The sequence below is a fragment of the Kitasatospora sp. NPDC093558 genome (assembly GCF_040683475.1).
Taxonomy (GTDB): Bacteria; Actinomycetota; Actinomycetes; order Streptomycetales; family Streptomycetaceae; genus Kitasatospora.
In genome coordinates this window covers 1-1,391 of the sequence record NZ_JBFBDY010001179.1, presented here as the reverse complement: position 1 = coordinate 1,391, position 1,391 = coordinate 1, and the positions used below count along the sequence as shown (strand labels likewise).

1 protein-coding gene is annotated in these 1,391 nt (G+C 72.3%); it reads right to left on the bottom strand.

The window, feature by feature from the left end; genetic code table 11:
* Nucleotides 1-251 precede the first annotated feature (251 nt).
* On the bottom strand, nt 252-1,391 hold a 1,140-nt coding region (locus AB0O00_RS39555; protein WP_363659506.1), incomplete at its 5' end, for an XRE family transcriptional regulator.

Below are 1,391 nucleotides of genomic sequence, written 5' to 3'. Positions count from 1 at the left end.
GCTTGGAGTCCAGCCAGTCGATCTTGGTCGCGAGGCGCTCGCCGGAGCGGCGGACGTCGATGCGGGGGAGGTTGGCAGCGGTGCTCATCTCGTGGTCCCTTCGGGCGGTCGCGGGGCGACGTCCGGGTGTCTGGTCGGCGCCTTCGCCATCCCCAGCATAGTTCATCATTCAACTATTCCGCCCGTGTCGACCAGGACATCGGGCCTGCCTCCCGAAACCCGAGCACGAGGACGGGGGGCCGGCGCGGGGGTCAGGCCGCTCGCAGCCGCTCCAGCAGCTCCGGCACCCCGTCGACCGCCGGGAACCGCCGGAACTCCGGCACGAGGTCCCGGACCATCGTGACGCACCGCTCCGCGCCGATCCGCTGCGCCAGATCGAGCGACTCGTCGGTGACGGCCGCAGCCTGCTCGACGTCGCCGCGCTGGAGGAACGCCCTCGCCCGGGCCGCGAGGAACACCGCCCGCGTCTTGTCCCGCGAGCGGGGGAGGAGCGCCATGCCGTCGCCGATCAGACCGTCGGCGACATCGGGGCGTCCGAGGTCGAGGAAGCACTGCCCGGCGTCCACGGCCAGATCCGCCGGTGACATCCAGGCGCACCACGACGGCGCCGGGTCGGCCGTACGGCGGCTGAACTCCCCTTCAGCGGCCGACAGTTCGCCGTGGCACTCGACCGACTCGCCGAGTGCCGCATGAGCCCTGGCCTTGCGCAGGCCGAGCAGTGACCGGGCGGTCGGATGGGTCGTGCGGGTCAGGGCGAATCCCAGCACCTCGACGGCCGTTCCAGGGTCCTTGAGCCACATCGCCTGGTACGCGAAGTCGGAGAGCACACCGGCCCCGAGGTCCCGGTCACCGGAGGCGTGGGCGCTGCGCAGCGCGGCGTTCCACAGCTTCCCGGCGGCGGGGTGCCGGCCCTGGTCGAAGCGGTACCAGCCGCAGGCCACCGCGAGCTGCGCGGCGAGCGAGTGCAGCCGCAGCCCGATCGGTTCGCTGTACCGGCCGCCGTCGACCAGGTCCGTGACCGTGGCCAGGTGGGCGTCCAGCAGGACGGCGGTGTGCTGGCGCTGCTTGGTCGGCAGGCCCGTCAGCTTGGCGCCGGTCGATTCGAGCCAGCCGACCAGGTCGGGGTCGACGCGCTTCCCGCCGATTGCTGCGGTGAGGCGTTCGGGCTCGACCAGCGCCCACTGCGCTGCCAGGCCGACGAGGGCGGCGGAGCCGAAGGTGACGAAGGTGCGTCGGTCCAGCATGGATGTGCGGGCCTCTCGAAGAGCTCGGACGGTGTACGCGGCGCCCAGCGGCAGGACGTCGTCCCAGCCCGGGAGCCAATGCGGCCAGCCGAGCCCTGTCGAATCCTCGGGGACCGAGAACACGTCCGAGAGCAAGACCTGCGAATC